At 53.0% G+C, this 24,252-nt stretch carries 20 protein-coding genes; 8 read left to right on the top strand and 12 right to left on the bottom strand.

All coding sequences use genetic code 11. From position 1 onward, the window contains the following. The first annotated feature begins 6 nt into the window (after nt 1-6). From GN241_16445 to GN241_16435, 3 genes are read left to right on the top strand one after another with little or no spacing between them, the layout of a single operon-like run. Nucleotides 7-1,113, top strand: a complete 1,107-nt coding sequence (locus GN241_16445; GenBank protein ID XAT58812.1) for a gfo/Idh/MocA family oxidoreductase — start codon at nt 7-9, stop codon at nt 1,111-1,113. Nucleotides 1,114-1,149: 36 nt separating this feature from the next. Continuing rightward, nucleotides 1,150-1,962, top strand: coding sequence for a 5-deoxy-glucuronate isomerase (gene iolB / locus GN241_16440; protein ID XAT58811.1), 813 nt, complete (start codon nt 1,150-1,152; stop codon nt 1,960-1,962). A gap of 9 nt (nt 1,963-1,971) precedes the next feature. Next, nucleotides 1,972-3,141, top strand: a complete 1,170-nt coding sequence (locus GN241_16435) for an oxidoreductase (GenBank protein XAT58810.1) — start codon at nt 1,972-1,974, stop codon at nt 3,139-3,141. A 52-nt stretch (nt 3,142-3,193) separates the two neighbouring features. Here GN241_16435 and GN241_16430 read toward each other — a convergent pair whose 3' ends face one another. After that, nucleotides 3,194-4,096, bottom strand: a complete 903-nt coding sequence (locus GN241_16430; GenBank protein ID XAT58809.1) for a LysR family transcriptional regulator — start codon at nt 4,094-4,096, stop codon at nt 3,194-3,196. 92 nt (nt 4,097-4,188) lie between these two features. Between GN241_16430 and GN241_16425 the strand changes: the two genes are divergently transcribed. Then, the gene (locus GN241_16425) at nt 4,189-5,706 is read left to right on the top strand and encodes a trimethylamine methyltransferase (GenBank protein XAT58808.1); all 1,518 of its coding nucleotides are present in this window, start codon (nt 4,189-4,191) and stop codon (nt 5,704-5,706) included. A gap of 33 nt (nt 5,707-5,739) precedes the next feature. After that, entirely contained in the window at nt 5,740-8,190 is a 2,451-nt protein-coding gene (locus GN241_16420) for an FAD-dependent oxidoreductase (protein ID XAT58807.1), read from the top strand. Nucleotides 8,191-8,239: 49 nt separating this feature from the next. Here GN241_16420 and GN241_16415 read toward each other — a convergent pair whose 3' ends face one another. The 8 genes from GN241_16415 to GN241_16380 form a co-directional block, all read right to left on the bottom strand. Beyond that, complete coding sequence (locus GN241_16415; GenBank protein ID XAT58806.1) at nt 8,240-9,676, bottom strand: aldehyde dehydrogenase family protein; 1,437 nt, start codon at nt 9,674-9,676, stop codon at nt 8,240-8,242. 411 nt (nt 9,677-10,087) lie between these two features. Continuing rightward, entirely contained in the window at nt 10,088-12,229 is a 2,142-nt protein-coding gene (pnp, locus tag GN241_16410) for a polyribonucleotide nucleotidyltransferase (GenBank protein ID XAT58805.1), read from the bottom strand. 272 nt (nt 12,230-12,501) lie between these two features. Beyond that, nucleotides 12,502-12,771, bottom strand: coding sequence for a 30S ribosomal protein S15 (gene rpsO / locus GN241_16405; protein XAT58804.1), 270 nt, complete (start codon nt 12,769-12,771; stop codon nt 12,502-12,504). Nucleotides 12,772-12,902: 131 nt separating this feature from the next. Then, nucleotides 12,903-13,847: a calcium-binding protein gene (locus GN241_16400; GenBank protein ID XAT58803.1), complete on the bottom strand. Its 945-nt coding sequence runs from the start codon at nt 13,845-13,847 to the stop codon at nt 12,903-12,905. Between the two features lie 349 nt (nt 13,848-14,196). Continuing rightward, nucleotides 14,197-14,706, bottom strand: a complete 510-nt coding sequence (locus tag GN241_16395) for a DUF1643 domain-containing protein (protein XAT58802.1) — start codon at nt 14,704-14,706, stop codon at nt 14,197-14,199. A 102-nt stretch (nt 14,707-14,808) separates the two neighbouring features. Beyond that, on the bottom strand, nt 14,809-15,720 hold the full coding sequence (gene truB, locus GN241_16390) for a tRNA pseudouridine(55) synthase TruB (GenBank protein XAT58801.1): 912 nt from the start codon (nt 15,718-15,720) through the stop codon (nt 14,809-14,811). A 54-nt stretch (nt 15,721-15,774) separates the two neighbouring features. Beyond that, nucleotides 15,775-16,671, bottom strand: coding sequence for an EamA family transporter (locus GN241_16385; protein XAT59328.1), 897 nt, complete (start codon nt 16,669-16,671; stop codon nt 15,775-15,777). 237 nt (nt 16,672-16,908) lie between these two features. After that, entirely contained in the window at nt 16,909-18,387 is a 1,479-nt protein-coding gene (locus GN241_16380) for a succinate-semialdehyde dehydrogenase (protein XAT58800.1), read from the bottom strand. Nucleotides 18,388-18,466: 79 nt separating this feature from the next. Here GN241_16380 and GN241_16375 point away from each other — a divergent pair, with 79 nt between their 5' ends. After that, nucleotides 18,467-19,255: an alpha/beta fold hydrolase gene (locus GN241_16375; protein ID XAT58799.1), complete on the top strand. Its 789-nt coding sequence runs from the start codon at nt 18,467-18,469 to the stop codon at nt 19,253-19,255. Nucleotides 19,256-19,350: 95 nt separating this feature from the next. Here the strand turns inward: GN241_16375 and gph are convergent, their stop codons facing one another. From gph to GN241_16360, 3 genes are read right to left on the bottom strand one after another with little or no spacing between them, the layout of a single operon-like run. Further along, nucleotides 19,351-20,007, bottom strand: a complete 657-nt coding sequence (gene gph, locus GN241_16370) for a phosphoglycolate phosphatase (protein ID XAT58798.1) — start codon at nt 20,005-20,007, stop codon at nt 19,351-19,353. Then, the gene (locus GN241_16365; protein XAT58797.1) at nt 20,004-20,558 is read right to left on the bottom strand and encodes a redoxin domain-containing protein; all 555 of its coding nucleotides are present in this window, start codon (nt 20,556-20,558) and stop codon (nt 20,004-20,006) included. Before GN241_16365 ends, gph begins: the two co-directional genes overlap by 4 nt. 3 nt (nt 20,559-20,561) lie before the next feature. After that, the gene (locus tag GN241_16360) at nt 20,562-21,245 is read right to left on the bottom strand and encodes a ribulose-phosphate 3-epimerase (GenBank protein XAT58796.1); all 684 of its coding nucleotides are present in this window, start codon (nt 21,243-21,245) and stop codon (nt 20,562-20,564) included. A gap of 625 nt (nt 21,246-21,870) precedes the next feature. On the opposite strand from GN241_16360, the gene GN241_16355 reads away from it, so the two are divergent. Then, nucleotides 21,871-22,800, top strand: a complete 930-nt coding sequence (locus GN241_16355; GenBank protein ID XAT58795.1) for a LysR family transcriptional regulator — start codon at nt 21,871-21,873, stop codon at nt 22,798-22,800. Nucleotides 22,801-22,966: 166 nt separating this feature from the next. Further along, complete coding sequence (locus GN241_16350) at nt 22,967-24,175, top strand: M24 family metallopeptidase (protein XAT58794.1); 1,209 nt, start codon at nt 22,967-22,969, stop codon at nt 24,173-24,175. Nucleotides 24,176-24,252 lie beyond the last annotated feature (77 nt).

Raw genomic sequence — 24,252 nt, 5'->3', positions numbered from 1 at the left:
AATGCAATGAAGGTTGGTTTGATTGGATCAGGGTTTATGGGCAAAGCGCATGCGTTTGGCTTTGCCACCGCAGAGCGGGTTTTCGATCTGCCCGTCAGCTTTGAAATGGATATCCTGGCAGATGCCACGCTTGAATTGGCAGAAGCCGCGCGCGCGGCCTTTGGGTTTCAGCGGGCCACTGATAATTGGCGCGATTTGATCAGCGATCCATCGATTGATATCGTGGATATTACGGCTCCCAACGCGCTTCATAAAGAAATGGCATTGGCCGCGATCGCTGCGGGAAAACACGTCTATTGCGAAAAACCGTTGGCACCTCTGGCCTGCGACGCGTTGGAAATGGCGGAAGCTGCAGAGGCTGCAGGCGTTAAAACGCAAGTGGGGTTTAATTACCTAATGAATCCGATGCTTCGCTTGGCCCGTGAGCTGATTCTAGCTGGCGAATTGGGTGAAATTTATTCGTACCGCGGCGTCCATGCCGAAGATTATATGTCGGATCCCGCTGGCCCCTATACGTTTCGTCATGATCCTGCCGGGGGCGGCGCCTTGGCGGATATTGGCAGTCACGCCTTGGCAACGGCTGAGTTTCTTTTGGGCCCGATCGCGCAAGTGATGGGCAATAGCCATATTTTGATCCCTGAACGCCGCGATGCCGCGGGGCAAAGGCGCAAAATCGAAGTGGATGATGTCACGCATGCATTTTTGCGCTTTGACAGCGGTATCACTGGCAGTGTTGAGGCAAATTGGTGCGCGACAGGGCGCAGCATGCAGCATGACTTTGAAGTTTATGGATCAAAAGGTGCGCTGCATTTCAGCCAGGAGCGGTTCAACGAGCTACATTTTTACAATGCCAATGACAAACCTGGACAACGTGGGTTTCGGCGCATCGAAGCAGGGCCGGCGCATCCCCCTTATGGGCAGTTTTGTGTCGCACCCGGGCATCAGATCGGGTTTAATGATTTGAAGGCGATTGAAATTGCCGGATATGCCGAGGCGCTTGCCGGTCAAGCCGCCGAGCCGTTCAACTTTCGCGCCGGTTGGCGGGTGCAACGCCTCGTGGAGGCGATTCAGCAGGCCGCAGCGCAGCAACAATGGATTGATACAGCGCCCTAAGCGCCGGATTAAGGCAAAATGAAAGGCAGGAAAGCCATGAGCAAATTGCATATCAAACCCACGGGGCACCTTGGGAAGGTGTTTGATGTCACGCCCGAATCTGCGGGATGGTCCTATGTGGGCTTTGGGCTTTATCACTTAACAGCCGGGGATAAGGTGGCCGAACAAACCGCGGGCAATGAAGCGATCCTCGTGGTGGTTGAAGGCAAGGTTTCTCTGAAAGCTTGTGGGCAGGATTTTGGCGAAATGGGGGATCGGATGTCGGTGTTTGAACGCACGCCGCCGCACGCGCTTTATGTGCCCCAAAACGAGGAGTGGAGTGCAGTTGCAAGCACAGATTGCGTGCTGGCTATATGCACCGCGCCGGGCACCGGCACCTATCCTGCCGCCCGCTTGGGCCCCGAGGGGATTGATACCATGCCTCGCGGGGCTGGGGCCAATACCCGCTATGTGAACAATATTGCCATGGAAGGGCGCGATGTGGCCAGCAGCCTTTTGGTGACCGAAGTCTTCACGCCGCAGGGCAATTGGTCATCTTACCCCTCGCATCGCCATGATGTCGATAATTTTCCTGAAATCACCTATCTTGAGGAAACCTATTATCATCGGTTAAACCCGTCTCAGGGGTTTGGTGTGCAGCGCGTTTATACCGAAGATGGCAGTTTAGACGAAACCATGGCGGTAAAAGACGGGGATGTGGTTTTGGTGCCCAAAGGCCACCATCCTTGCGGTGCGCCCTATGGCTATGAGATGTATTACCTGAATGTGATGGCGGGCCCGCTGCGCAAGTGGCGTTTTCAAAATGATCCGGATCATGATTGGATTTATCAGCGCGATTCGGCGAAATAGGAAGCTTATATGTCTGCTCAAATACCTCAGAAATTCGGATCTATGCCCCGCCGTTTGCGTTTGGGCATGGTGGGCGGCGGCGCGGGTCTTATCGGAGAGGTGCATGCCAACGGAGCGCGGCTGTCAAACCGATGGGAGCTGGTTGCCGGGGCGCTTTCGTCCAACGCAGAGCGCGCAAAAGCCGCTGGCAAGGCGTGGTTTTTGGCAGCAGATCGCTGTTATGAAAGCTATCAAGAGATGGCTTGTGTAGAAGCGCAACGCGCAGATGGCATTGATGCGGTAGCGATCGTAACGCCCAATCACTTGCACGCACCCGTGGCTTTGGAATTCATGGCGCGGGACATCGATGTGATCAGCGATAAGCCCGTAACCGCGCGGCTCGATGAGTTGGGGCCCTTGGTCGCCGCGCAAGAAAAGTCAAAAGTGTTTTTCGGGGTGACTTATGCCTATGCCAGCCATCCTATGCTGCGCCAAGCGCGCGAGATGGTGCGGGCGGGTGAGCTGGGCGATTTGCGGCAAATTCACGTAGAATATTTTCAGGATTGGGCGATAGATTTAACCGATCAGGCGGAAGAGATCCCCTGGCGCTTGGATCCGGCGCAAACGGGCAGCAGCTTTACGGTTGCCGATATTGGCACCCATGCCGAGCATTTGGCCTGCTTTGCCAGCGGTCTGCAGATCGAGGCGTTGCGCGCTGATTTTCATGTGACCGGCGCGGTAAAGTCGCTGGAAGATACCGCCTTTATGCAATTGCGTTTTGAAGGCGGGGTGCCAGGAACTTTGATGGTCAGCCAAGCGATGGCGGGCAGCCAATGCGGGTTGCGCTTGCGTCTTTGCGGTTCTAAGGCCAGCCTTGACTGGTGTCAGGAAACCCCTGAAAGCTTGTCCTACCGGGCGGTTGGCCAGCCAGAAAAAATGTTAACCCGCGGCCATGGGGCGGGCATTTATCCGCCTGTTGAAAATCTGCTGCGCATGCCCCGTGGCCACCCCGAAGCACTGACCGATGCTTGGGCCAATTTATATTTGGAATTTGCGATCGCAATTGATGCGCGTCGCCGCGGGCTGGCCTTGCCGGAAAACCTGATTGCGACACCAAGTTTATCGGATGGCAAACGCGGTATGGAATTCGTCGAGGCCGCCGTGCGCTCGGCTCAAACCGGCGCTTGGGTTTCTTATTAGGCTTTGAGCAGCACCCGCCATCGCATCCCTTTGCGCCTGCCAGCATGGTGCATCATTCGGCGGCTTCGATCAGCCAGTCGCGGGTCAGCGCTGCCTTTTCTGAAAGCGGGCGCAGGTTGGACCAGACCAGATAGAACCCCATGCCTGTATGCCAGGCCCATTCTGATTGTGCTTCCAGAAGGTCGGCATTGATCAATGCCCGCGTAACGTGACGCCAGCCAAAGGCAAAGCCTTCGCCGGCCATCGCTGCTTGCAGCACCAAAGCATAATCATTCAAACGTAACCCGCCGGTTAATGTTGGAATTTGGATATTGAAGGCGGCAAAATATTGCGCCCAACCGGGCCGTTCACGGATCGGCTCTTCTAGGTGAATAAGCGGTTGCATGGCCAGCTCTGAAAGGCGTTTCAGGGGCTGAGCCGCCTGCATCACGCTGGGGGCTGCAATTGGGAAAATAACTTCCTGCGCCAGCAAATAGCTGCTGCAACCAGCCCAGTTTCCATTGCCACGGCGTATCGCCAGACTGATCCCTTCCCCATCGATATCGGGCTCGCGATCCGAGGTTTGCAGGCGCAGATCGATCAACGGATGGGCCTGATGAAATGCGCTAAGCTGGGGTACCATCCAATAATTTGCAAAAGCGGTTGAGGCGCTCAGCGTCACGTAATCTCGTTGACTTTGGGCGCTTAGATTGCGCGCGCTCTCCAAAATACGCTCAAACCCGGCAGCGACATCACGAAACAAATGTTCGCCCGCGGGGGTCAATGTGACCTGCCGATGCTGTCGGTGAAATAAGGTGACGCCTAAGGCCGCCTCAAGTTGCCGGATCGCGGTGCTAATCGCAGGTTGCGAAACGTTCAGCTCAGATCCGGCCTTGGTAAATGATCGACAACGCGCAGCGGATTCAAACACCAGTAAATGGCGGGGTGAGGCGGTAAGTTTCCAGAGCTCTTGCATAATTTCAAATTATCCAAATCATTACATTTTTCAACCATCACAGCGCCTCTTTTTAATTCTATATTTCTTGAAGCTATATGAAGGATCGCAGAATGGCCCGCCGCACCCGTCTTAAGAACCGGCGTGATGACGCCGCTACCGCGTCGGTTACGGCCGCCTATGTGAAACGGGATTTGCCGTTTTTTGATCCCTTAAATCCGGATGTGGTGGCCGGCTTAGAAACCCAGGTGGATTGGATATTGCAAGAGGTGGGGATTGCGTTTCGCGATGATCCCAAGGCGCTTGAGATTTGGCGCAAAGCAGGGGTTACGCCGGAGGGGGATCTGATCAAGGCGCCTGCAGATTGGATCCGCGCGCTATGCCGCAAAGCGCCAAGCGAGTTTACCCAGCGGGCGCGCAACCCGGAACGCTCGGTGCGTATTGGCGGCGCGCATCAGGTGTTTGCCCCGATTTATGGCGCGCCATTCGTGCGTGACCTGAAACAGGGCCGCCGCTATGGTGATTTGGACAGCTTTACAAAGCTGGTCAAATTGGTGCAGATGCTTCCAAGCTTGCATCATTCTGGATTGGTAATCGTTGAGCCTTGCGATGTGCCTGTCAGCAAGCGGCATTTGGACATGGTCTATGCGCATATGCGATACACCGATAAACCGCATTTGGGCGCGATTACCGAACAAAGCCGGGCCCAAGACAGCGTGGATATGGCAGAAATTCTGCACGGAAAAGACGCGATGGACACGCAATGTGTGATCCTAGGTAATGTAAACACCAATTCGCCGCTTTTGGTGGATAAGGTGGTCAGCGAAGCCATTCGTACCTATTGCGGACGCGGGCAGGGCATTATCGTTGTGCCGTTTATCTTATCGGGTGCTATGGGGCCCGTCTCTACGGCGGCTTCGATCGCGCAGGCAATGGCGGAGGCGATGATCTGTTGTGCCTTCAGCCAATTGGTGCGCGAAGGGGCGCCGTTTGTTCTGGGTAATTTTTTATCCTCGATGTCGCTAAAATCGGGTGCCCCTACTTTTGGCATGCCAGAGCCCGTGCTTTCAAATTATGTGATTGGGCAAATGGCGCGGCGGCTTGGTTTGCCGTTGCGCTGCGGGGGATCGCTGACAGCAAGCAAGATAGAAGATGCGCAAGCCGCCTATGAAAGCGCTGACAGTATGCATTCTACAATGCTTGCTGGCGCGCATTTTGTGCTGCATGCGGCCGGATGGATGGAAGGCGGGCTGTGCACTGGGTTTGAAAAGCTGGTGATGGATGCGGATCGTTTGGGCGCTTACCAGAAATTTTTAAAAGGTCTGGATATCTCTACAGAAGCTTTTGCACGCGATGCTTACTCTGAAGTAAAGCCTGGTGGGCATTTCTTGGGCTCGGCGCATACGATGCGCAATTATCAGACCGCGTTTTACGAACCAGCTTTAAGCAATAGTGAAAATGTGGAAAGCTGGGAAGATGGTGGATCGCTTGATATGCGACAACGCGCCCATGAACGTTGGACGAATTTGCTAGACCAGTATGAGGCGCCACCGCTTGATCCAGCGATTGATGAGGCGCTGCAAGAGTTTGTTGCCCGGCGTAAATCAGAATTGCCAGACGCTTGGTATTAAGCCGCCAGAGTTCCAATAAAGGAGTTTTCATCAATGCCCGATATCCAAACACCAGACAAGCCTCGCGACAAAAAACTGCCCAGTCACGCCAAGGTGGTGGTGATTGGCGGCGGGGTTGTCGGCTGCTCGATTTTGTTTCATCTGGCAAAATTCGGTTGGAAAGATGTGGTATTGCTTGAACGCAACGAGCTGACATCGGGGTCAAGCTGGCATGCTGCGGGGCAGATTCATACGATTTCCAGCGATCCCAATATCAGCCGCCTGCAAAGTTATACAATTGACCTTTATAAAGAAATTGAAGAACTCTCCGGGCATTCTGTTGGGCTTCATATCACGGGCGGGTTTTATCTGGCATCGAATAAAACCTGGTATGATTATCTGAAACGCGAGCGCTCGAAAGCGCGTTATATGGGGCTTAATCAAGAATTTATCAGCCCCAAAGAGGTGGCTGAACGGCATCCATTGATCGATCCTAGCCATTATCTTGCCGCGCTTTGGGATGATCAGGATGGGGATCTGGATCCCTCTGGCGCGACTTATGCCTTTGCAAAAGCCGCCCGCGTTTATGGCGCGCAATATTTCACGCATACGCCGGCCACTGCCACCGCGCAGCGCGCTGATGGCAGCTGGGATGTACGCACGCCCAAAGGGGTGATCAATGCCGAGCATATCGTCAATTGCGGGGGGCTCTGGGCGCGCGAAGTGGGGCATATGCAAGGCGTGCATTTGCCGGTGCAACCGATGGAACATCATTATTTGCTCACCGAAAAAATTGATGCGGTGGCCAATCATCCGACGCGTTTGCCCTGTGGTATAGATTATGAAGCGAATATTTATTTTCGTCAGGAACGCCAAGGCATGCTGCTGGGCACCTATGAGCCAAAAGGGACCCCTTGGAAAGTGGCTGGCACGCCTTGGGAGTTTGGCCATGAGCTGTTGCAACCGGATTTAGAGCGGATCGCGGATCGGCTTGAATTGGGTTTTGAGCGTATTCCTGCTTTGGGGCAAGTGGGCATTAAGGATGCGATCAATGGCCCCTTTACCTTTGGTCCGGATGGCAACCCGATGATTGGCCCCGTGCCCGGGATGCGCAATTATTGGGTTGCGGTTGGAGTGATGGCGGGTTTCTGCCAAGGCGGCGGCGTTGGGTTAAGCTTGGCTGAATGGATGATTGATGGCGAGCCTTCGATCGATGTCTGGGCGATGGATGTGGCGCGGTTTGGCGAATTTGCGACGCCCGATTGGGGTACTGTAAAATCAACCGAAAATTATGAACGCCGGTTTGTGATGACCTTTCCCAATGAGACCTTGCCAAAGGGGCGCGTTCAAAAAACCACAGCGCTGCATGACCGGCTCGTGGCCAAAGGCGCACGGATGGATCAAAGCTTTGGGCTGGAACATGCCTTGTGGTTCGCCAATAGCCCCGAGGATGCGCATGAAGATCCCACCTTTGAGCGCAATCGCAGCCATGCTTATGTGGCGCGCGAAGTGGCGGCGGTGCGCAATGCTGTAGGGGGAATAGAGATAGCTAATTTTGCTAAGCATGCGTTTAAAGGCGCCGGTGCACGGGCCTATCTGAACCGGATTTTGGCGGGGCATATCCCGCAACCAGGGCGATTATCATTAACTCCAATGCTCACCCCGAAGGGCAGATTATACGGGGATTTGACGATCGCCTGCCTTGCGGAAGATCACTTTATGCTGGTTGGCTCGGGCAGCATGCAAGAGGCCCATCGGCGTTGGTTTGAGGCCTCTTTGCCAGGCAACGTTGCATATTCCAACGTGAGCGATTTATGGCATGGCATTGCGCTGAGCGGTCCTAAATCTCGTGATTTATTGGCTAAGATTTGCCGCGATGACGTGTCGGGCTTGGCCTTGAAATTTCGTGATACGCGGCACTGTTTCGTGGGCGGAGTGCCGGTGATCTTAAACCGCATCAGCTTTAGCGGTGAGCTGGGGTTTGAAATCTATTGCCGTCCGCATTATCTGCTGCGCCTCGCGCAGGCGATTGAAGAGGCTGGGGCTGATCTTGGGTATCAGTGGTATGGCGCGCGGGCGCTTATGTCGTTGCGGTTGGAAAAGGGCTGGGGCGCCTGGGGGCTGGATTATCGCCCCGATTTTAATGTGGTTGAAAGCGGCCTTGATGAATTTGTGAATTGGAAGAAAGAATTTGTGGGCAAGTCAGCGGCTGCGGAACAAAAAGCCGCGGGTGCGCGGCGCAAATTGGTCAGTTTGGTGGTGGATGTTGACGGCATTGATGTCAGCAATGATGAAGCAATTTTGAAAAATGGCAGGGCGATCGGCTATGTCAGCTCTGGCGGATATGCCCATCACGCGCAAAAATCGATGGCAATGGGCTATGTGGAAATTGCCCATTCAGCCTTTGGTAGCCAGCTAGACATCGAAATTCTTGGGAAAATTTATCAAGCTGAAGTGTTAGGAGCGCCAATTTACGATCCAAATGGCGATAAGATGCGCGGCTAAAAGCTATAAGCTATATATAAAAAAAGGGCCGCGCGGCCCCTTTTCTGGTTTAGACGGTCCAGTCAGAGACGGCCTTAATCTCAAGAAAATCTTCAATCCCCCAAGCGCCGGCTTCGCGGCCATTTCCGGATTGCTTCATTCCCCCGAATGGCGCACCCGCGCCGCGCGGCTTGCCATTCATTTCCACCATGCCCGAGCGCAATTTTCGCGCCATCCGATTGGCTTTTTGCGGATCTTGCGTTTGTACGTAATTGGTCAGCCCATAGGTGGTATCATTGGCCATTTCGATCGCCTCTTCTTCTGTGTCAAAGGGGATGATTGATAAGACCGGTCCAAAAATCTCTTCGCGGGCAATTTCCATATCATTGCGCACATCGGCAAAAACGGTCGGGCGGATGAAAAACCCCCGATTTAAACCATCGGGGCGGCCGGGCCCACCGGCCACGAGGCGCGCGCCTTCGTCAATCCCCTTTTGGATCAGCATTTGAATTTTGTTAAATTGCACCTCATTGACCACAGGGCCGATATGACGGCCCTCTTCATTGGCGGGGCCAATTGAAATGTTATCGGCGGTATTGATTGCGGTTTCAACGGCTTGCTCATAGATATCGCGCTGCACCATCATCCGGGTTGGGGCATTACAGGATTGGCCTGTATTGTTCATGCAATGCAACACACCGCGCTTAACGGCTTTTTCATCCGCATCGGAAAACACGATATTGGCGCCCTTGCCCCCCAATTCCAGATGCACGCGTTTGAGCGTATTGGCCGCATTTTTCGAAATGATTGTTCCGGCACGGGCTGAGCCGGTGAAGCTGACCATATCAACGTCTTTATGCACAGATAATTGGGTGCCCACGCCTGCGCCATCTCCATTTATCAAATTAAAAACGCCGGCTGGGAAGCCTGCGGCATCCATACATTCTGCAAAAATCAGCGCGTTCAGCGGGCTTTCTTCTGAGGGTTTTAAAACCATCGTACAGCCTGCAATCGCCGCCGCGCCCACTTTAAGTGCGATTTGGTTGAGCGGCCAATTCCAAGGCGTGATCAAGGCGCAGACTCCAACCGCTTCGTGAATGATCCGATCATTTGGGGCGTGATCGCCAAGCGCGTGATCAAATTGAAAGCTTTTGGCGGCGCGGATAAAGTTTTTCAAATGGCCTGAACCGGCACCAACTTGGCTGCCGCGGGCCATATCAATCGGCGCACCCATTTCCATGCTGATGGCTTGTGCAAGATCTTCAACGCGGGTGAGATAGATATCTAATAGCTTTTCAACCAAGGCAATCCGCGTTGCAACGGGGGTGTCCATCCATGCGGGCAAGGCGGCTTTGGCGGCACTGACCGCGGCGTCGGTATCGGCCTGCCCACCAAGCGAGATAACGGCGCATGGCGCTTCGGTGGTCGGGTTGATCACGTCATGGTCTTGGCCATCAAGCGGGTTTGTCCAAGCTCCATTGATATAGAATTGACGCTTTTCGATCATTGCAGATCTCCTATTCGAATAAATACATGCCAAAGCTTTGGCTTTGCACAACTGTTTCAGGCCCGATTGAGATTAGCAAGAGCTGTCGTGTGAGGGAAGTCATATTGCTCGGATTGCCCAGCTTTATAGCATGTGACAGACCATCTCTTAGCGCAGCTATTTTGAACCGCTGGGCCTGCGCGATTCCGTTTACCGCAGGCAGCTGATTTTGACTCAAGACCTGATCGGGCGGTAGATTTTTCCGTGAATATGTATATAAATTTTTGGGCGTTAAGCCAGTTTAATCTGGCAGGCGTGAATTGCTTATATACCGCTCTCATCAAGCTTTAATGCTGTGGGTTCAGGCCTAAACACCAGCCAGGTGGGAAAGCTGTTTTGGGCCCGGCGTATAGCCAGGCCCAAAGACAAACATTATCCTGCAGACTCGTCTTTCTTTTCTTCAACGATTTCTGCGCCGGTTTCTTGATCGACCATTTTCATCGCTAAGCGAACTTTGCCGCGATCATCAAAGCCGAGCAGTTTGACTTTGACATCTTGGCCTTCTTTGAGAACATCTGACGGATGGTTCAAGCGGCGGTTTTCGATCTGGCTTACATGTACCAGACCATCGCGCTTGCCAAAGAAGTTTACAAAAGCTCCGAAATCAACGATTTTTACCACTTTGCCATCGTAAATCTTACCCACTTCGGGCTCGGCAACGATTGAGTAGATCATATCATAGGCTTTCTTGATCGACTCCCCGTCTGGAGAGGCGATTTTGATCACCCCTTCATCATTGATATCGACTTTTGCCCCCGAGACTTCTACGATTTCGCGGATTACTTTACCACCCGATCCGATGACTTCACGGATTTTATCCGTTGGAACGGTCATCGTTTCAATCCGCGGCGCGTGAACGCTGAACTCAGCGGCTTCGGTCAGAGATTTGGACATTTCATCAAGGATATGCAGCCGGCCCTCTTTGGCCTGCGCCAAAGCCTGTTTCATGATTTCAGGCGTGATACCGGCGACTTTGATGTCCATTTGCAATGAGGTGATCCCCTTGGCGGTTCCCGCAACTTTGAAATCCATATCGCCAAGATGATCTTCATCGCCCAAGATATCGGTTAAGATTGCAAAATCTCCGCTGTCTTCCAAGATCAGACCCATCGCAACGCCGGCAACCGGGGCTTTCAAGGGAACCCCGGCATCCATCATTGACAAAGAGCCGCCACAGACGGAAGCCATGGAAGAGGATCCGTTTGATTCAGTGATTTCAGAGACAACGCGCACGGTATAAGGAAAGTCGGTTGCCGCAGGCAAAACCGCCTGTAGCGCGCGCCATGCTAATTTTCCGTGGCCAATTTCGCGGCGACCAGGAGGGCCCACGCGGCCCGCTTCACCAACCGAATAGGGGGGGAAGTTATAATGCAAAAGGAAGTTGCTGCGAGAATTTCCATGCAAGGCATCGATGATCTGCTCATCATCGCCCGTGCCAAGCGTGGTAACCACCAAGCCTTGGGTTTCGCCGCGCGTAAACAAAGCAGACCCGTGGGTGCGTGGCAGCATGCCGGTTTCGCAGATAATTTCGCGCACATCGCTGGTGCCGCGCCCGTCGATACGTTTGCCTGTTTTTACCACGTCGCCGCGTAAAATGCCGGCTTCCAGCTTTTTCATCGCTGATCCGAGATTGGCATCGGCCAATTGCTCGTCGCTAAGCGCCGCCATGATAGTTGCACGCGCGGCCGAGACTGCGGCGGTGCGCTCTTGCTTATCGCTTAAGGCAAAGGCGGCGCGCATGTCTGCGTCACCTGCCGCTTTGATCGCTTCATAAAGATCAGCGTAATCGGGAGCTTCAAAATGGAACGGCTCTTTCGCCGCATCTTCTGCTAAATCGATGATCAAATCGATCACGGGTTGGATTTGCGCATGGGCAAATGTCACCGCGTTGAGCATCTCTTCTTCGGTCAGCTCATAAGCCTCTGATTCCACCATCATCACGGCGTCTTTGGTGCCGGCGACAACCAGATCCAAACGCTGATCTGGGTTGTTACGCAGATGATCCATATCATCCACGGTCGGGTTTAAAACATACTCACCATCGCTATATCCCACACGGCATCCGGCGATCGGCCCCATGAATGGCGCACCAGAGAGTGTCAGCGCAGCAGAGGCCGCGATCATTGCAACAATATCGGGATCGTTCACTAAATCATGGCTAAGAACGGTACACATCACCAAGACTTCATTTTTGAAGCCATCTACAAAGAGGGGGCGAATTGGCCGATCAATCAAGCGCGCGGTCAAAGTTTCTTTTTCAGAAGGGCGCGCTTCGCGCTTGAAAAAGCCGCCTGGGATTTTACCCGCTGCGTAATATTTTTCTTGGTAATGCACGGTCAGCGGGAAGAAATCTTGCCCCGGTTTTTGCGCTTTTGCGAAGGTCACATTGGCCATCACTGAGGTTTCGCCGAGCGTGGCAATCACAGTGCCATCGGCTTGACGGGCCACTTTGCCCGTTTCGAGTGTCAGGCGTTCCTCGCCCCATTCGATTGATTTCGTCGTTACATTAAACATCTATGTTTCCTAATTAGGCCGATTGGCCATTTGCGTAGAGGGCGAATTCCCCCTGACCCCAATATCTTATATGTCGGGCGCTGGAGTCCGGGCGCCGGATTTCAGATAAAGGGCGTTTAGCCTAATTATGCAGTGATGGAAAGAGCTGGCAAAGCGGTTTGCTTGGCACCAAGATTACGCGATTAGGAGGCGCTTATCTTTGCCCTTATTATAGAAAAATGGCGCCTCAGAATTGAGACGCCATTTGAAAATATCGTATCGTGAGCTTAGGTTTAGCGACGGATACCCAAACGCTTGATAAGGTCTTGATACCGGCTTTCGTCTTTTGCTTTCACGTAATCCAGCAATTTGCGGCGCAAGGCGACCATCTTGAGCAACCCGCGGCGTGAATGGTTATCTTTTTTGTGGCTTTTAAAATGCTCGGTCAATGTCGTGATCCGAGATGTTAAAATGGCAACTTGCACTTCGGGTGATCCAGTATCGCCCTCTTTGGTGGCGAAGTCTTTCATCACTTTTGCTTTTTCTTCTGCAGTAATCGACATCGGGGTCTCCTTTGGTTAAGGGTTGATGGCGCAGGCCGGGATGTCGTCCAGCAGGGCCCGTGGAGTTCAGCCAAGCAGCGCTTGACTGAACCGGCGCTCTAATAGGTTTTGCTGCAAATGAAAAGCGAAAATTAGGCGTTTGCAGGACCATGGCGTAAAATAATATGAGCCGCAGTCAGTTTTTCTTCCGATAAAACCGATAGAATTGGGTTTTGATTGAGCCAAACCAAGGCGTGGCCAGCATTATTTTGGCTGATTTCTATAATTGGATCGGTTTGCTGCTGGTCGTTTATCCATATTTCGATATGGTCTTGGCTTGGGTTGAAATCGCTGATTTCGGTGAGATCTTCGGGCCCACTTGCAGCTGTGATGATTTGAAACAGATCCTGACCGGATCCGCCATGCAAGCTGTCAGCTCCGCCGCTTTGTAAAACATCATTTCCGGCGCCACCATTCAGAAAATCGGCAGTGGCTCGGGCTTCTTGCCCGATTAAAACATCATCTCCCGGGCCTCCAAACAGGCTATCGCTGCCCGCGCCACCCTCTAATCTGTCATCCCCATAGCCGCCCAGAAGCGCATCATTTCCCGCATCGCCCTGCAGATTATCATCGCCTTCGCCGCCTGAAAGCGTATCTTGTCCAGCTGCGCCAAAAAGCTGATCATCCCCCAAACCGCCAAAAAGCCTATCCGCGCCCGCGCCGCCGTTCAATATGTCATCCTCAGCATCTCCGCGCAGCTGGTCGTTGTGATCACCTCCCCAAAGGTGATCATTGCCTGCGCCGCCGATCAAAATATCAACACCAGCTCCGCCAGAAAGGTGATCATGGCCCGCATAGCCGTTGATCTGATCCGGGCCAATTGTGCCGGTAAGGTGATTGTCGGCGGCGTTGCCGGATTCTATGCTGCCCGCTGCGTCTGAACCTGCTACAAAGCGGTCTTCCTGCGTTTCGCGCGCGTCAACGCCATTATCCTCAAGATTTTCGGTGTCGTCAAATTGGCCATCTTCATCGCTGTCGATCATGACCACCAGACCGCTTAGAATCAACGCGCTGAAAATTCCTGCCAAGAAAAACATACTGCCCCTGTGGCCCCCCAAGCTGCCCCGCGGGTATATTGTGCGGATTGGGGATGACGGATGCAATCTGAGAGTGAAACCTTGGTTAACGATTGCTTTCTATCTTCTGGATCGATTGCGCCGTCCAATCGCCCACTATCGGAATAAACGCAAATTGCGAGAGGGTTTGTACAAGGACGTAAACCAAAAAGCTTACGCCTAGCGCCGAGTCTAATCCGAAGGCCATGCTGCGCAAAAAGGTAAGCCAAATTTGTTCAGCAATGGTGCTGTTCAGGCGTAAAAATGGATGGTTTCGAAGGGCGTCTATGGCCTGTGTGAGACGTTTTATTTCAGGATCTTTATGCGGCTTTTACGTGCTCCAAAGTTCCGGTTGTTGCGCGTAGCTTAAATAGAGCGGGTGTTTTGGGTGGCCGGCTTTGGTCAATCCCAAATGATAGATTGGCATTTTTAATGTCCACAATAAAGTTTTGACAGCGGGTCCGCGTTGCAAATGTGCCCCATGCGTACCCCAAGCTGCGATGATGTGATCGGCCCAAGCGCAGCCATTCAGGATTGCCGCATCATTTTCTGGCCCAATCGGGTTGGCGGCGGTGCGCATCTTTTTGGGATCTGTATCGCGCCAGGCAAAAATATTCGTCACACAAAACCCACCAAACCCCAGTGTTCGGGCGCGTTGCTCACAGCGCTCAACGGTGGGATCGTTTTGAAGTTCCGTTGCTGTAGATGGGTTGAGCATAATAAAATTTACTTTTGGCGCGCTGTCTTGCCAGGTTCTGGTCAGGCTGTAGCGATAACGCTCGCAGGGTGAATAAATGGCCTGTGAAAATGCGTCACCTTTTTGGTGCTGTCGTTTGATCATAGGTATGTTTGGCCGTTGTTTTTGGCTTTTGCAAGGTTTTGCAGGCTGTTTTGCGCCCGCTTTGCAATTTGTGCTCTCGTCACAGCGCAGCCTTTCACCATTTTACCGATCTGGCAGAAAAACGCGGTTGGGGTAAAGCATACCGGCTTGATAATGCCCGATGGCGACAGGCTCATCCTCAAAGCCGGCCCAACATAAATCGCCATATTGAAGATTTTGCGCGATCACCAGTCCGGGGTTGCCATTGCGCAATTTGGCCGCTGATTCTGCGGTGCAGCGGACTTCGCTTACGTCGCTGAGCCCCGCTTTTAGCGGCAGTAATTTGTGATCTAGCTCGGGGGTTTTTGCAAGCGCTTCGAGCTGCTCGATGCTCACGGCCTGATCCAGATCGAAGGGCCCAGACCAGATCCGTCGCAATTGAACCACATGCCCAAAGCATCCCAGTTTTTGGCCCAGATCGCGCGCGATCGCGCGCACATAGCCACCTTTGCCACAGGTGAGCTCTAGCACCACATGGTCTGCATCGGGGCGATCAATCAACAAAAGCGAGTCAACGAAAAGCGGGCGTGCCGCAAGCGCGATATCCGCCCCCGAACGCGCCAGTTTATAGGCGCGCTGGCCATCGATTTTCACCGCTGAGAATTTTGGTGGCACTTGTTCAATATCGCCAATAAAAGACAGCAAGGCGTTTTTGATATCGGCGTCGCTGGGCCGCGCATCGCTTTGGCGCGTTAGTTCCCCCTCGCCATCATCCGTATTGGTTGCCTGGCCCAATCTGACCGTGAATTCATAGGCTTTCAAAGCATCTGTGATATAAGGAATGGTTTTTGTTGCCTCGCCAAAGGCCAGCGCCAAAAGCCCCGTTGCTTCTGGGTCCAAAGTGCCCGCATGGCCGGCTTTCTTGGCCCCGAGCGCCCATTTGGCTTTATTGACGACAGCGGCAGATGTTATCCCTACAGGTTTGTCTATAATCAACCATCCTGATACGTTGCGGCCTTTGCGCTGCCTTGCCATCTTGTGATCCATTTTCTTTCAGGTGCTGCTCAGTAACGAGGCCTTGAATGCGGGTCAATCCGCTTGTTTTAGCCTGCTGAGACGGAACAGCCTTCCTTGCAAGCTGAGCAAACCCAAAATGATCAAGGCCAAACCAATAAAATGCGCGCTTTGCAAGCTTTCCTGCAAAAATACCATTCCCATCCCGATTGCTGAGGGTGGAATTAAAAGGGTGACCAGAGACACACTTGTAGCCCCTGCGCGTTCCAAAATTTTGAAAAACAGCAAATATGCAAATGCGGTTGACAGCACGGCCAAACTAATAATGGCCAGGATCGCGGCGTTGCTCGGCAGTGCAAATCTCCAAGGCGTATCAATCATCAGCGCCAAGGGCATCAAAACAAACGATGAGGCGGTGACCTGCCCCAAAGCGGTCTGCAGGGGGCTGATTTTCGCCGCGGCAAAGCGCCGTCCAAACACGTTAGCTAATGCGTAGGAAAGTGTTGCGCCCAGCACCGCCAGTTGCGCGCCTAGGCTTTGTGATAAGCCTTTAAAAGCATCTGGTCCAACCATAACAATCACCCCAAGCAAGCCCAACAGAACGCCAAAGAGCTTTTGCCTCGAAAATCGCTCATCGTCCAGAAACACAGCCGCGATAAGAACGGTCCATAAGGGGGTTGTGGCGTTTAAAATGGCAGCAAGGCCGGCGCCAATGGTTTGTTGTCCGAAAACGATCAATCCAAAGGGGATGACATTATTCAGCAGACCCATGCCTAGAAAAGCCCGCCAAACTGCCCAGTCGCGCGGCAACTGATTGTGACGCATGAGCACGATGCCCCAGAGCACAAGCGCAGCCAGACTGACCCTGAGGGCGATTATAGTCAAGACGGGCAATTCCTGTACCGCGATGCCAACGCATAAAAAGGATCCTCCCCAAAGCAGAGATAAAAGTACCAGTAGTCCCGAATCCATTGGCCCTAATCGCATGAGGCTGATCCTTTTTTTATTATTGCCCCGGTTTGTCTTCACGTTCGGAGGAGGGCAACCCAGATCCTGCGCAATCCGTTTTTACAACAGAGGGGAACTTGCTTGCTCATCCTCAAGCCGGCTCAGTTTTAAATCGAGCCTCTGCTCGTCTTACGGCATTTTTGAGCTGCAGCCTACAGCGCAGACTGACGGGCAAGGCGATGGCGCGACGTCATAGCGGTATCAGACGGAGAGGCAGATATATTTCATTTCCAGATAATCTTCGATGCCATGATGGCTGCCCTCGCGCCCAAGCCCTGATTGCTTGACGCCCCCAAACGGTGCCACCTCGGTGGAAATTATACCCGTGTTAACGCCTACAATCCCGTATTCTAAGGCCTCGGCCACTTTGTAAACACGGCTCAGATCTTTGGCATAAAAATACGAGGCTAGGCCAAAAATTGTATCATTGGCCAGAGCTATTACTTCATCTTCATCTTCAAATTTGAACAGAGGCGCAAACGGGCCAAAGGTTTCTTCTTGGGCGACTTTCATGTCTTTTGTGGCGCCGGTAATGATGGTTGGGGTTAGAAAATACCCGGAGCCTTGCAGCGTTTGCCCGCCCAGTTGCACGGTGCCACCTTTGGCGGTGGCATCGGCAATATGCTCTTGTACTTTCATAATGGCTTTCTGGTTGATCAACGGGCCCAAAGCGGTGCCCTCTTCCAGCCCGTCACCCACCTGGAGCGCGGCCACGGCTGTCGTCAGCTTCTCGACAAAGGCGTCATAAACGCCCGCTTGCACATAGAGCCTATTCGCACAAACGCAGGTTTGGCCATTATTGCGGAATTTGCACATGATCGCGCCGGCCACTGCGGCGTCGAGATCGGCATCATCAAATACAATAAATGGCGCGTTGCCACCCAGTTCCATAGAACATTTCATCACGCTGTCTGCGGCTTGACGCAGCAAGCTTCGACCCACTGGGGTGGATCCGGTAAAGGTGAGTTTGCGCACAATCGGATTTTCACAAAATTCTTTGCCAATCTCGGCGGCCTGCGTGGCGGGGAGGATTGACAACACACCTTTGGGCAGGCCTGCGCGCTCGGCCAAAACCCCCATTACCAGCGCCGAGAGAGGCGTTTCAGAGGCGGGCCGCGCTACAAATGCGCATCCTGCTGCCAAGGCGGGAGCCGCTTTGCGGGTGATCATCGCGTTGGGAAAGTTCCAAGGCGTGATTGAGGCGGCAACGCCAATCGGCTGCTTCAGCACCATGATGCGTTTATCAGGTTGGTGCCCCGGGATGGTTTCGCCATAAATGCGTTTGGCCTCTTCGGCAAAAAATTCGATGAAGGAAGCGCCATAGGCGATTTCGCCTTTGGCTTCTGCCAATGGCTTGCCTTGTTCGGCCGTCAGGATCAGCGCCAAATCATCCGTATGTTCCACCATTAAATCAAACCAGCGCCGTAAAATAACGCTGCGCTCTTTGGCGGTGCGGGCAGCCCAAAGCTTTTGCGCCTTGTCTGCGGCATCGATGGCCTGGGCCGTTTGGGCCCGGCTGATATCAGCCACCTTCGCAATCACATCGCCGCGGGCAGGGTTCACAACCTCAAAGCGGGCTTCATTATCTCCGTCCACCCATTCTCCGGCCAGATAGGCTTGCGTTACCAAGAGGCTGGGATCTTTTAACAGGCTGGACAAGTTGGTGTGGGCGTCTAACATAGCTTTTTCTCCAAATAACGCTTCATAAGCCAAAGCAACTCTGTCAAACTTTGTCCAGTGGACAAAATGAAAAAGCTCAATGCGTTTAGACAATGATTATGCCAATGCGCCATTTATTCCCGGGGCAGAGGGTTTTATAGAAAGATGGAAATCGCAGGCTGCGGCGTTTCGCGTGGACATGTTGGCCCGCGATGCGGCCCAGCTTGACATTGCTTATGGTCAAAGCGAGCGCCAACGCTTTGATCTGTTCTTACCAGAGACTCCGCCCAAAGGTCTATTCGTCTTCGTTCATGGCGGTTATTGGCTGAGGTTTGACAAAAGCGACTGGTCGCATTTCGCGCAGGGACCTTTGGCGCATGGATGGGCGGTGGCGATGCCCTCCTATGATCTATGCCCGCGCGTTTCGATCGCGCAGATTACCCGCCAGATATCGCAGGCGATCATGCAAAGCGCCGCGCGCATTGCGGGGCCACTGATTTTGGCGGGCCACTCGGCGGGTGGGCATCTTGTTGCACGGATGGCATGCGCCGATGGGCTGCCTCAGGCGCTTCATGAACGGATAAAACGGGTTTTGGCAATTTCGCCCTTGGCGGATTTACGGCCATTGATAGAAACCTCGATGAACGCCGAGTTTAAGCTGGACAGCGCGTCTGCGCGGGATGAAAGCCCGGTTTTTGCCCCGAAGCCAGATCTCGATGTGCGGATTTGGGTGGGCGGAGCAGAACGCCCGGTTTTTTTGCAGCAAGCCGCATGGCTGGGCAGCGCTTGGCAAGTGGTGCCTGTGATACCGCCTGAATGCCACCATTTTGATGTTATTGATGCGTTAAAAGATCCTGAGAATGACCGGTTGCTCGACGTGCTTGCCTAGGCCCGTTACAGCGTTGAACGGGCGATCACTATGCTGCTGGTGTGGGCTGGTCTCAGGCGCTGAAGGGCGCAGCTTACAAAGCATTTACCGCAGGGTTAGGGCCTTTTTAACAGGCTGTCCGCCAAGGCTGGTAACGCGCTAAACTGGTCAATATGATGGGCGTTCTGGAAAAACGCTGCCGAGGCGTTTCGGTATCCACCGGTGAAAAAGACAAATGGAATTTGCGCCTGTTGCGCGGTTTCATAATCCACTTCGCTGTCACCAATATAAAGTGCGGCGCTAGCGCCCAATCGTGCAACGCAATGCTGCAGCGGCGCCGGGTTTGGCTTTTTAACGGGCAAGCTGTCGCCACCCACGACCACCTCAAAAAACCTTTCTAAGTTGAAATCCTGTAAAATTTGTTGGGCGGGTTCGGCAGGCTTATTGGTGCAAATTGCGAGGCGATGCCCCTGCGCGGCCAAAATTTCAAGCATTTCGATCACCCCTTCATAGGGTTGGCTCAGCGCGCTGGGGGCCTGATTGTAAAGCAAGAGGGTTTTTTCATAGAGCGCGCTGTGCCGGCCCTGCGGCAGCTGCACCGCGCGCAGAACGCGTTCCACCAATTTGGGCATTCCATTGCCGATAAAAGAAATTACGGTTGCCAAATCCAGCGGGCCGATGCCTTCCTCTGCCAGCATTTTATTCACGGCGGCCTGTATATCCGGCGCGCTATCAATCAGCGTACCGTCAAGATCGAAAATCAGCGCGTTCATTCTGGTTTCCATTTGATTGAGCAGCCAATGGAGGCGATTTGGACGTCGGGCCCATGGCCAGTTTTTACCATTTGTTGCATGGCTTCAAAAAGGTCTCGGCGTAGATCGGTGGCTCCGGCGGTTCTTCCCGATGCATCTAGCCGGCCCCGATATTGAAGCCCGCCGGCGGCGTTAAAGCCGAAGAAATCCGGTGTACAGGCCGCGCCGTAAGCTTTAGCAACGCTTTGCGTTTCATCATAAAGATACGGAAATGAAAACCCGTGCTCCTTGGCCAATTTGACCATATTTTCAAAACTATCAGCAGGATAGACTGCGGCATCATTGGCGTTGATCGCCGCCACTCCAATGCCGATAGATTGTAGATCGCGCGCGTCTCTTTGTATTCTGTCCAAGACACTCAACACATAAGGGCAGTGATTGCACATAAAAATGATCAAGCAGCCTTTTGGACCGCTGATATCGTTTCGTGACAGCATCCGCCCATCCGTTGCAGGAAGCTGAAAATCGGGCGCGGGCCAGTTAAAGTCGCAAACGGGTGGAAGACTTGGCACGGTTTATCCTTTTGCAGCCGCGCGTATGGCGCGGATATTGTGACCATAGGGGTCAGGGTTTGCAACCGATCCGCCTTTAAACACGGCAGATCCCGCCACCAAGACATCTGCGCCAGCGGCCGAAACGAGCGGTGCGGTTTCGGGTGTGACCCCGCCATCGATCTGGATATGTATTGGGCGATCCGCGATCATAGCGCGCAATTCTTTGGTTTTTTCAACTTGCGAATGGATAAATTTCTGCCCGCCAAATCCAGGGTTCACGGTCATAACGCAGATCAAATCCACCATATCGAGCAGATGCGTGATGGCGCTTGCGGGTGTGCCCGGGTTTAAGGCGATGCCCGCTTTGCATCCCGCGGCGCGAATGGCTTGCATGGTGCGGTGGCTATGCGGGCCCGCTTCTACATGCGCGGTGATAATATCGGCGCCTGCATCGGCATAGGCTTGAATAAAAGCGTCTACCGGCGAAATCATCAAATGCACATCCATAACGGTTTTGATATGCTTGCGGATGGCGGCGCAGAGCGGTGGCCCAAATGTGAGGTTTGGTACAAAATGCCCATCCATCACGTCTACATGTACCCAATCGCACCCTTGTGCCTCGATCGCCTGAATTTCGTGGCCAAAATCGGCAAAATCCGCTGAGAGTATTGAGGGGGCGATTTTAATCGAACGATCAAAGCTCATTGTGGTTCTTTCAGGCTATGGCGAATGCTGGGGTTCGTGCATGCGCGCTTTTTAAGTTTGCGGTCTGTCGATCCGCGTTGGCATGCGCTGGGGCAGCGCCGCGGTCCGATGGGTTTACTCCGTCTGTAAACATCCGCGTGGGCTGACGCAAGCCGGACGCTTATGCGGTGGGTTTCGCGCGACAGCCTTTGGCATTTTTGCAACCGCAGAGGGCAGTAAAGTGCCAAGCTTGTGGTTTTTGGACTGGCAGGCACAGCCAGAAGGATGGGCCGGCTTAGCCTGTGGCTGTGCAGGGTGCGATTGTTTCCAACCCCAGTATTATATCGGATATCCTTTGTTCTTTTTATAAAATTTAAAAAATTAAGGATTGCTTTCAGTTTAAGTAAAGCCCAACTTAACGGCTGCTGCCGATACTGGCTTTGCACTATTTCAAAAGCAGCATACGCTAGCGGGTATTGTAAAAACAGTCACATATAATTTTTCAGTCTTTATTCGGTGATTTGAAATTTTGTTGGAAATATATGGCGGTAGAATATGCTTTTTATAGACGGGGTTCCAAGAATCTTGTCAGACGCAAAATATTTATCTACCGTTCATCGAGATAAAATTTTGTAGAATAGCTTAAATGCAACGTCTGAATGGCCTTACTTTTCGTCAATTACGAGCGCTGGAGGCCGTTGCCGAAACCGGGTCGATCACGCGTGCCGCCGATATTTTGAACCTTACCCCTCCGGCGGTGCACACGCAGTTGAAGACTTTAGAAGAGAATTTTAACTGCTTGATGTTTGATCGAAGAAATTCTGAAGGGTTCCAGCTGACCTCAGAGGGCGATGCTTTGCTGCGCGCGCAACGCCAATCCTATCAGGCTTTGGTGATGGCGGTACGCGAAATTGACGCGCTGCGCAAAGGCTTGGCGGGGGCTGTTGTACTGGGTGTGGTCAGCACTGGGAAATATTTTGCGCCGCAATTGGTGGCTGAAATCAAACGCGCTCATCCCGATATTGACGTGATGCTTAAAGTTGGAAATCGCGATCAAATTATCGCGGCTTTGCAAGAAAATGCGGTTGATATGGCGATTATGGGGCGGCCACCCAAAGCGCCTTCAACCGCTGAGGTGGTGCTGGGGGATCATCCGCATGTTATCATTCTGCCGCCCGATCATGCTTTGGCAAACCGAAATCACGTGGCCCCCGAGGAAATTCTGTCGCATCCTATTTTAACGCGTGAGCAAGGATCAGGAACACGGATCTTAGCCAATCGTTATCTTGATCGTATTGCGCCGGGGCAAGTCTATCAGACCATCGAAATGGATTCGAATGAAACGATCAAGCAAGCGGTGATTGCGGGTTTGGGGATCTCCTTAATTTCGGCGCATACGGTGATCGAAGAATTACGCAGCGGCCGGTTGGTGACGCTACGCGGCAATGATTTTCCGATCATGCGCAAATGGTATTTGTTATTGCCCAAAGACGTCGTGCAAACGGGGGCAGTGCGGATGATTTCTGATTTTATAACCGCCGAACAGGGGCGGTTTTTACCAAACCTTCCCGAGTAAGATGAGTTTTGAAATTTTGACTTGATTCCCAGGCAGTTTTCGGGGAAAGCAGGACAAGGTGCGGGCGATGGCGTCGCCCCGTTTGGGCAATTCTGCGCGGGCGAACCTATCTTACAGTCCTGAACGCCGGGACCTTCTTTTGAAACGTCAATGGAGGGTCAAAAAAATGACTGAACGTTCCGAATATTATCACTTTTACAATGGTGAGAAAGCGGCTTTGCCTTTCTCGGACGCCGAATATGAGGCGCGATTGCGCGGCTTGCGCGCCGCCATGCACCAGCATGGGGTTTCGGCCGCTCTGCTTACATCGATGCAAGCCATCGCGTATTACTCAGGGTTTTTATATTGTGCCTTTGGCCGCCCCTATGGATTGGTTGTGACTGCAGATAGCAGTTTCACGGTTTCGGCGGGAATCGATGGCGGTCAGCCTTGGCGCCGCTGCTATGGAGAAAATATCACCTATACGGATTGGCAGCGCAATAATTTTTGGGCGGCGGTGGTGTCCGTTACCGGGAAACAGGCGGTGATCGGCTATGAAGCAGATCATTTGACTTTGGCGCAGCATGATAGGTTACATACCTGTTTAGAGCCCTCAAATTTGGTAGATCTTGCCCCGGCCAGCATGAGGCAGCGCATGCTCAAATCAGAGGCTGAAATTGCTTTAATTCGCGCCGGAGCAGAAATTGCGGATATTGGAGGCTATGCTATTCGCGCCGCGATTAAAGATCAGGCGCGCGAATTGGATATTGCCATGGCGGGTCGAGATGCCATGGAGCTCGCAATCGCAGAACGGTTTCCCGAGGCTGAATATCGCGATACTTGGGTCTGGTTTCAATCGGGTTTAAACACCGATGGCGCGCATAACCCAGTCACGGCGCGGAAAGTTCAACCGGGCGATATTTTGTCGCTTAATACATTTCCTATGATTTCGGCCTATTACACGGCGCTTGAGCGGACCTTGTTTTTGGGTGAGGTTGATCCCGCGAGCTTAAAGATTTGGCAAGCCAATATAGAGGCGCATGAATTGGGTATGGGTTTGTTAAAGCCAGGCATGCGTTGTTCGCAGATAACGGGGCGCATAAACAAATTCTTTGAAGAACAGGGCCTATTACAATATCGCAGTTTTGGATATGGCCATTCTTTTGGCGTGCTGTCGCATTATTATGGCCGCGAGGCAGGGTTGGAATTACGCGAAGATATCGACACTGTTCTGGCGCCGGGCATGGTGATTTCGATGGAGCCGATGTTGACAATCCCGGACGGGCAAGCCGGGGCCGGTGGCTACCGGGAACATGATATTTTGGTGATTACAGGAGAGGGCGCCAAGAACATCACCGAATATCCCTATGGGCCCGAATTTAATGTGATTGCGTAATAATCCTGCGTTGGGGCCTGTTTACCAGCGCTCCAACGCTTTTTTGAGCGTTTGCGTTGTAATTTTAACCATCTTAT

It is taken from the genome of Rhodobacteraceae bacterium IMCC1335, assembly GCA_039640495.1.
Taxonomy (GTDB): domain Bacteria; phylum Pseudomonadota; class Alphaproteobacteria; order Rhodobacterales; family Rhodobacteraceae; genus Thalassovivens.
Note: the sequence above shows the minus strand (reverse complement) of the source record. Positions and strands in the feature narration are given on the sequence as shown.

Coding starts and splice junctions, on each gene's coding strand:
- GN241_16445 (XAT58812.1), top strand. CDS start 7: ATGAAGGTTGGTTTGATTGGATCAGGGTTTATGGGCAAAGCGCATGCG.
- iolB (XAT58811.1), top strand. CDS start 1,150: ATGAGCAAATTGCATATCAAACCCACGGGGCACCTTGGGAAGGTGTTT.
- GN241_16435 (XAT58810.1), top strand. CDS start 1,972: ATGTCTGCTCAAATACCTCAGAAATTCGGATCTATGCCCCGCCGTTTG.
- GN241_16430 (XAT58809.1), bottom strand. CDS start 4,096: ATGCAAGAGCTCTGGAAACTTACCGCCTCACCCCGCCATTTACTGGTG.
- GN241_16425 (XAT58808.1), top strand. CDS start 4,189: ATGGCCCGCCGCACCCGTCTTAAGAACCGGCGTGATGACGCCGCTACC.
- GN241_16420 (XAT58807.1), top strand. CDS start 5,740: ATGCCCGATATCCAAACACCAGACAAGCCTCGCGACAAAAAACTGCCC.
- GN241_16415 (XAT58806.1), bottom strand. CDS start 9,676: ATGATCGAAAAGCGTCAATTCTATATCAATGGAGCTTGGACAAACCCG.
- pnp (XAT58805.1), bottom strand. CDS start 12,229: ATGTTTAATGTAACGACGAAATCAATCGAATGGGGCGAGGAACGCCTG.
- rpsO (XAT58804.1), bottom strand. CDS start 12,771: ATGTCGATTACTGCAGAAGAAAAAGCAAAAGTGATGAAAGACTTCGCC.
- GN241_16400 (XAT58803.1), bottom strand. CDS start 13,847: ATGTTTTTCTTGGCAGGAATTTTCAGCGCGTTGATTCTAAGCGGTCTG.
- GN241_16395 (XAT58802.1), bottom strand. CDS start 14,706: ATGATCAAACGACAGCACCAAAAAGGTGACGCATTTTCACAGGCCATT.
- truB (XAT58801.1), bottom strand. CDS start 15,720: ATGGCAAGGCAGCGCAAAGGCCGCAACGTATCAGGATGGTTGATTATA.
- GN241_16385 (XAT59328.1), bottom strand. CDS start 16,671: ATGGATTCGGGACTACTGGTACTTTTATCTCTGCTTTGGGGAGGATCC.
- GN241_16380 (XAT58800.1), bottom strand. CDS start 18,387: ATGTTAGACGCCCACACCAACTTGTCCAGCCTGTTAAAAGATCCCAGC.
- GN241_16375 (XAT58799.1), top strand. CDS start 18,467: ATGCGTTTAGACAATGATTATGCCAATGCGCCATTTATTCCCGGGGCA.
- gph (XAT58798.1), bottom strand. CDS start 20,007: ATGAACGCGCTGATTTTCGATCTTGACGGTACGCTGATTGATAGCGCG.
- GN241_16360 (XAT58796.1), bottom strand. CDS start 21,245: ATGAGCTTTGATCGTTCGATTAAAATCGCCCCCTCAATACTCTCAGCG.
- GN241_16355 (XAT58795.1), top strand. CDS start 21,871: ATGCAACGTCTGAATGGCCTTACTTTTCGTCAATTACGAGCGCTGGAG.
- GN241_16350 (XAT58794.1), top strand. CDS start 22,967: ATGACTGAACGTTCCGAATATTATCACTTTTACAATGGTGAGAAAGCG.